This window comes from Mycobacterium sp. (assembly GCF_035603715.1).
Lineage (GTDB): Bacteria > Actinomycetota > Actinomycetes > Mycobacteriales > Mycobacteriaceae > Mycobacterium.
In genome coordinates this window covers 1-6938 of the sequence record NZ_DATNJW010000563.1, presented here as the reverse complement: position 1 = coordinate 6938, position 6938 = coordinate 1, and the positions used below count along the sequence as shown (strand labels likewise).

The window sequence follows — 6938 nt, the reverse complement described above, 5'->3', positions numbered from 1 at the left end:
CATCATCCCAAGCCGCTTGCGTTGCTGGACACTGTATCGACGTTTCCGCTGCCTTCGCGACGTATGGGCCGCGATGGGCCGGGTGTCAAAATCTCGTAAGGATGCCGTTTGGAACCCGTATGGATTCGGGCGGGTAGCGCTGTCATCGGTTAGGAATGATCGATGACAGTCCCGGCTGCCGATAGCAGGATCGCACCGTCATTCGTTGACGCGTGGAAGCGAGCCGTGCTCGGCAAGCCGATGATCACCGATGAGCTGCATCATCAAAAGCTATCGAATCCTGTTGCGTTGGGCGCACTTTCGCCGGATGCAATTTCTTCGACGGCCTACGGCCCCGAGCAGATCATGGTTGAGTTGCTACCGGCCGCGGGGATGGCCGCATTCGTGTTGCTGCTGCCGCTGACCGGTGTAATCCTGCTGATCCTGGCGTTGGTCGCGGCGTCGTACCGCCAAGTCGTAATGACTTACACCCGAGCGGGCGGGTCCTACATCGTGGCGCGGGAGAACTTCGGGCCACGGGTGGCGCAGGTCGCGGCGGCGGCATTGTTGATCGACTACGTCGTCACCGTGGCGATCCAGTGTGCGGCCGGCACGGTGGCGGTGGCCTCGGCGCTCCCGGTTCTGGGTCCATATAGCCTGGAAATCACCGTCGGCGCGGTATTGATCTTTTGTTTCGCCAATCTGCGTGGCTTGCGCGAGGCCGGTCGGGCGTTCGCGGTGCCGACGTACTGGTTCATCGGCATGCTGGCGCTACTGGTCGTGGTCGGGGTCGTGCGTGAGGTGTTCGGGGGACTGCCGACATACGATCCCGCTCACCTGGCCGGGGCGGTGCCGGTGCATCAGGGCAATGGCCTGGTGATGGGGGCGACCGTGCTGGTGATCCTCCGGGCGTTCGCCAACGGTGGCTCGTCGCTGACCGGGGTGGAGGCAATCTCCAACACGGTCAACCTCTTTCGTCAGCCAGAAGGCCGCAACGCGCGCCGGGTGCTGACGATCATGGCCTGGATTCTGGGGCTGTTGCTGGCCGGCGTGGCGTGGTTGGCGTTCGTCACGCACGCGACTCCGTACGTCGCCGGATACCCGTCGATGCTGTCTGAGATCGGTCGCGCGGTCTTCGGCAACGGGCTGGTCGGCAACGTGCTGTATTTCCTGCTTCAGGCGGCCAGCGCCGCGATTCTGTACAACGGCGCCAACACCAGCTTCAACGGCTTTCCCGCGTTGGCGAATTTCGTGGCCGAGGACAGTTTCTTGCCGCGACCGCTGATGAAACGCGGCCACCGGCTGGTCTTCTCGAATGCCATCATCCTGCTGGCGGTCCTTGCCGTGGTGCTACTGGTGGCCACCGGCGGCTCGGTCAACGCGCTGGTGCCGCTGTTTGCAATGGGAGTGTTCAGCGCGTTCGCGATGGCCGGCTACGGCATGACGAAGCACCATCTGAGCCAGCGCGACCGCGGCTGGCGCCGCAAGTTGGCTATCAACCTGTCGGCCGGCGTCTTGTCGACGCTCGTGGTGTTGATCTTCGCGATAGCGAAGTTCACCGAAGGTGCCTGGCTGATCGTGGTGGTCTTTCCCGCGCTGGTGTACACGTTGATTCGACTCAACAAGCAGTATCGCGCGGAGGCGTCGGTGCTGGAGATGTCTCGCGCCGAGCGTCCTGACCTGACCGCGCACCCGCGGCATCGGGTGTTGTTATTCGTGGATTCCATCGATCCGGCTGTGGTCGAGGCCCTGCGCTATGCCAGGGGACTGCACGCCCACACGCTGACTGCCGTGCACCTGGTTCTGGACGAGGCGCGGGCCGCACGGTTGCAGGTGCGCTGGCCGCGCTTCAGCCACGACATCGAGTTACTGATGGTCGATTGCGAGGATCGAAACCTCTGCCGTGCCGCCCAGCAGTTGGTTGCGCAGGTCAAGCGTGATTACCCGGACGACACCGTGACGGCCTTGTTGCCGCGCCGGATGTATTCGCCGCTGGCGGACCGGCTGCTGCATGACCGCACCGCGGACAAGATGGCCCGGGTGATCAGCCGGATCCCGGACGCGAGCGCGCAGATTCTGGCCTACGACGTGGGGTCGCGGGTCGCCCAAGCGCTTCGGATGGCAGACGACGAAAGCTCTGGTCAGTCGCCCGAACCCACCGGAAAAGCGCAGGCCGCCACCCCGATGCTCTGACAGCTCGCGTCGATTCGACGCAGCACAATGCCCCGGCCGAGATGATAATTGGCTGAGATTGTCGCTGGCAGCACCCCCTCGGGTAACCGAATCTCCGGTAGAGACGCTAACGTTCTCGGGCGTAAGTTTTTCGTAAGTATTGGGAGCGTCAGGGCGGGGAAGAGCAAAACTGTGGTAGATCCGGCGGACGAGCATAAAGCTCCGTCCACTTTCGTGGACGGGTGGAAGCGGTTTTTTCTGGGTAAACCGCTGATCAACGAGCAGCTCGAGCACGAAAGCCTGTCGAATCCCATTGCGTTAGGCGCTCTTTCGCCCGACGCAGTTTCGTCGACCGCTTATGGTCCCGAGCAGATCTTGATCGAGCTGCTACCGGCCGCGGGGTTGGCGGCGTTCACACTGATCCTGCCGCTCGCGGGCGTCATCCTGCTGATCCTGGCGCTGGTCACCGCGTCGTACCGGCAGGTGGTGATGGTCTACACGCAGCGGGGCGGCTCGTATGTGGTGGCGCGCGCCAACTTCGGGCCGAAAATCGCGCAGCTCTCGTCAGCGGCGCTGCTGATCGACTACGTGGTGACGGTGGCCATCCAGTGCTCGGCGGGCACGGTAGCGGTGGTCTCTGCAGTACCCAGTCTGGGCCCGTACCATCTGGAGATCACCGTGGGAGCGTTGCTGCTGCTCTCGTTCGGCAATCTGCGCGGCATGAAAGAGGCCGGCCGACTCTTCGCCGTCCCCGTGTATGCCTTCGCCGCGATGATGACCACGTTGATCGTGACCGGTGTGGTCCGCGAAATCTTTGGTAGTTTACCGAAATACGACCCGGAGCACATTGTCGGTGCCGTGTCGGTTCACCAAGGCAACGGCATCGTGATGGGCGCTACGATCTTGGTCCTTCTGCGCTCGTTCGCCAATGGCGGCACCTCGTTGACCGGGGTCGAGGCGATCGCCGACGCGGTCAACGTGTTTCGTCAACCGCAGGGCCCGAACGCCCGCAAAGCGCTGACCATGATGGCATGCCTGCTCGGGTTTCTGCTGTTCGGTGTCATTTGGCTGGCCCACATCACCCATGCGACTCCATACGCCGCCGGCTACCCGTCGATGCTGTCCGAGATCGCCCGCGCGGTCTTCGGCAGCGGGACTCTCGGCAACATCCTGTTCGCGCTGCTGCAGGCGGCGAGCGCGGCAATCCTGTTCTTCGGCGCCAACACCAGCTTCAACGGTTTCCCAGCGCTGACCAGCTTCGTCGCCGAGGACAGCTTCCTGCCGCGGCCAATGATGAAGCGCGGCCATCGCCTGGTGTTCTCCAACGCCATCCTGGTGCTGACCGCGGCGTCCACGATCCTGGTTATCGTCACCAACGGCTCGGTCGACGCGGTCGTGCCGCTGTACGCCATGGGCGTCTTCATGGGCTTCTCGATCTGCGGTTACGGCATGACGAAATACCACCTCGGCCACCGGAATCCGGGGTGGCGTCGCAAGCTGGCAATCAACCTGTCCGCGGCGATCCTGGCCACGACGGTGGTGTTGATCTTCGCGATCGCGAAGTTCACCGAAGGTGCGTGGCTGGTTGTCGTGGTCTTCCCGATTCTGGTGTTCGCCCTGATGCGGCTCAATCGCCAATACCGCAGTGAGAACTCGGTTTTGGAGATGCAGTTGACCGAACGGCAAGACGTGGTCAAGCACCCGCACCATACGGTTGTTGTCTTGGTGGACCACTTCGACTTCGCGACGATCGAGGCTCTGCATTACGCGAGCGGGCTACACGCCGACAAGCTGACCGCGGTGCACTTCATCATCGACACCCGCCACGCCACGCGGCTGCAGGAGCGCTGGGAGCACTTCGAAGACGACATTCCGCTGAAGATGGTCGAGTGTCCGGATCGCTACCTCAGTCGTGCGGCACAGGAGCTGGCGATGCGCGAGATCGATGCCGAACCGGGCACCAAGGTGACCGTGTTGTTGCCGCGGCGCACGTACGCACCGCTGGTGGGCCGGCTACTGCACGACCGTACCGCCGATAAGATGGCCGGAGCCATCAGCCGGGTTGAGGGTGCGACCGCCCAGATCGTGGCCTACGACGTGGGATCGCGGATCGCGCAGGCGACTGCCGCGGCTCGTTCAGTGAAGAACGAAAAGAACGAAGCCATCCGTAGCGCCAAGAAGGAGCAACCGGCGCGCAGGTGAATGTCATCCGTTGAGCGCGTTCGTGATTCGCGGTAGTTCACGAGCCGCTGAGTATCGCATCTCCGAGGTCGATCGGTGTCAACCGTAACGCCCGATACCGCTCCGTCTCCCGGGCGTCGTCGGGCGCGTGGTTGTTCGGCGGGTTCAGCTTTAGGCGTCCCAGGCACGCCCGAGCTGTCAATTGGCTGGGAATAGCCGCTGGTCGAACCCTCTCGGGTAAGCCAATTCCGGGTAGAGGGGCTAACGTTCACGGGCATAAGTACTTGAAAAGTACCGTGACCGTTGAGGCGGGAAGAGCGTCACTGTGGTAGTTCCGGCTGGCCAGGATAAGGCTCCGTCAACTTTCGTCGATGCTTGGAAGCGGTTTTTTCTGGGACAGCCGCTAATCAATGAGCATCTCGAGCATGAAAGCTTGTCGAATGTCGTTGCACTGGGCGCGCTTTCACCGGACGCGATTTCGTCGACCGTCTACGGTCCCGAGCAGATTATGGTCGAGTTACTGCCGGCGGCAGGAATGGCGGCTTATGTGCTCGTGCTGCCTATCGCCGGTGTGATCCTGCTGATTTTGGCGTTGGTGACCGGGTCTTATCGCCAAGTGGTGATGACCTACACGCAGCGGGGCGGCTCGTACGTGGTCGCCAGAAGCAATTTCGGACCACGGATCGCGCAGATCTCGTCGGCGGCGTTGTTGATCGACTATGTCGTCACCGTGGCCGTGCAATGCGCATCGGGCACGTTCGCGGTGGTGTCGGCAATACCCAGGCTAGGTCCTTACCACCTGGAAATCACCGTGGCGGCGTTGCTGCTGATTTCCTATGCCAACTTGCGCGGGATGAAGGAGGCGGGTCGGATCTTCGCGGTGCCTGTGTACTCGTTCATCATCATGCTCGTGGCGATGATCGTGACAGGTGTGGTTCGCCAAATCTTCTGGGGCTTACCGCAATACGATTCGGAGCACCTTGCCGGATCGGTGCCGGTTCATCAGGGCAACGGGCTGATCATGGGCGCGACGGTCTTGGTATTGTTGCGGGCGTTCGCCAACGGGGGTACCTCGCTGACCGGTGTCGAGGCGATCGCCGATGCGGTGAATGTCTTTCGAAAGCCGCAGGGTCCCAACGCCCGTCGCGTGTTGACGAGGATGGCTTGCATTCTGGGGTTTCTGCTCGTGGGCGTCATCTACCTGGTGCACGCGACCCATGCCACTCCCTACGTCGCCGAGTATCCCTCGATGCTTTCCGAGGTCGGCCGGGCGGTCTTCGGCCACGGGTTGGTCGGCACGGTCATGTACGTCCTTCTTCAGACCGCGAGCGCGGCGATTTTGTTCTTCGGTGCCAATACCAGCTTTAACGGGTTTCCGGCGCTGACCAGCTTTGTTGCCGAGGACAGTTTCTTGCCGCGGCCGATGATGAAACGTGGCCACCGTCTGGTGTTTTCCAACGCCATCATCATTCTGACCGCGCTGGCGGTGACACTGGTGATAGTCACCGGTGGCTCGGTCGACGCGGTGGTACCGCTGTTTGCGATGGGGGTGTTTACCGGATTCTCGATGGCCGGCTATGGGATGACCAAATACAACCTGGCTCATCGTGAACCCGGTTGGCGAGGCAGGGTGGTGGTGAATTTTTCCGCGGCGATCTTGTCGACGATCGTGGTGTTGATCTTTGCCGTCGCGAAGTTCACCGAGGGCGCGTGGCTCGTCGTGGTGGTTTTCCCGATTCTGGTATTCGCGTTGATGAGGCTCAACCGCCAATATCGCGCCGAGAGTTCCGTGTTGGAGATGACGCTGACCGAGCGCCAGAATGTGCTCGCGCATCCGCGTCATCGCGTCTTCATCTTGGTCGATCACTTCGACTTCGCGACGATCGAGGCGTTGCATTACGCAAACGGGCTGCACGCCGACAAGCTGACCGCGGTCCACTTCGTGCTCGATGCGCGTCACGCCGCGCGACTGCAGCAGCGCTGGGAGCACTTCGAGGACCAGATTCCGCTGCGCACGCTCGAGTGCCCGGATCGACACCTGAGCCGCGCGGCCCGAGAGTTGGTGCTGAACGAGATTGAAAATCAGCCCGGCACCAAGGTGACCGTGCTCCTGCCGCGCCGGACGTATGCACCGCTGGTAGAGCGGCTGCTGCATGACCGCACCGCCGACAGGATCTCCGCGGTTGTCAGCCGGGTCGAGGGTGCGACCGCGCAGATCGTTGTTTACGACGTGGGATCGCGCATCGCGCAAGCAACCGCGATCCGTGCACGCGGAAGCGAAGGGTCGTGAGGGTTTTTGTCACGGCTTCCTTGCGCCTCATTGCACCACTCAGGCGCCGCTGAGCCGTGCCTCCTCGAGGTCGAAGTCTCGTTCGATGGTGCGCAGCACTGTTGCGTTGATGCGGCCGTCGCGCCTCAACCCCAGTAAAACCGAACGCTCGACGCCGAGCAGTTTCAGGCGCAGTGCGCGATAGCGCTCCATCTCTCGGGCATCCTCTGACTCGGCATCGCTTGGCGGGCTGAGTTCTAGGCGACGCACCTTGGCGGCATAGAGGGAGCGCGCCGATTTGGTGGCCTCGTCGTCTGCGTCTGCGTGGCTGTCATCG

General features: G+C 62.5%; 1 protein-coding gene and 3 pseudogenes. 3 read left to right on the top strand and 1 reads right to left on the bottom strand.

Annotation, left to right across the window (positions count from 1 at the left end; translation table 11 throughout):
* Nucleotides 1–162: 162 nt before the first annotated feature.
* From VN856_RS23035 to VN856_RS23025, 3 genes and pseudogenes are all read left to right on the top strand, one after another.
* A pseudogene (locus VN856_RS23035) lies at nucleotides 163–2091 on the top strand (APC family permease); the annotation flags it as partial.
* A gap of 252 nt (nucleotides 2092–2343) precedes the next feature.
* A complete protein-coding gene (locus tag VN856_RS23030) occupies nucleotides 2344–4353 on the top strand; it encodes an APC family permease (RefSeq protein ID WP_325693401.1) in 2010 nt (669 codons plus the stop codon).
* Nucleotides 4354–4657: 304 nt separating this feature from the next.
* Nucleotides 4658–6586, top strand: a pseudogene (locus VN856_RS23025) (APC family permease); the annotation flags it as partial.
* A gap of 75 nt (nucleotides 6587–6661) precedes the next feature.
* Here the strand turns inward: VN856_RS23025 and VN856_RS23020 are convergent.
* Nucleotides 6662–6938, bottom strand: a pseudogene (locus VN856_RS23020) (hypothetical protein); the annotation flags it as partial.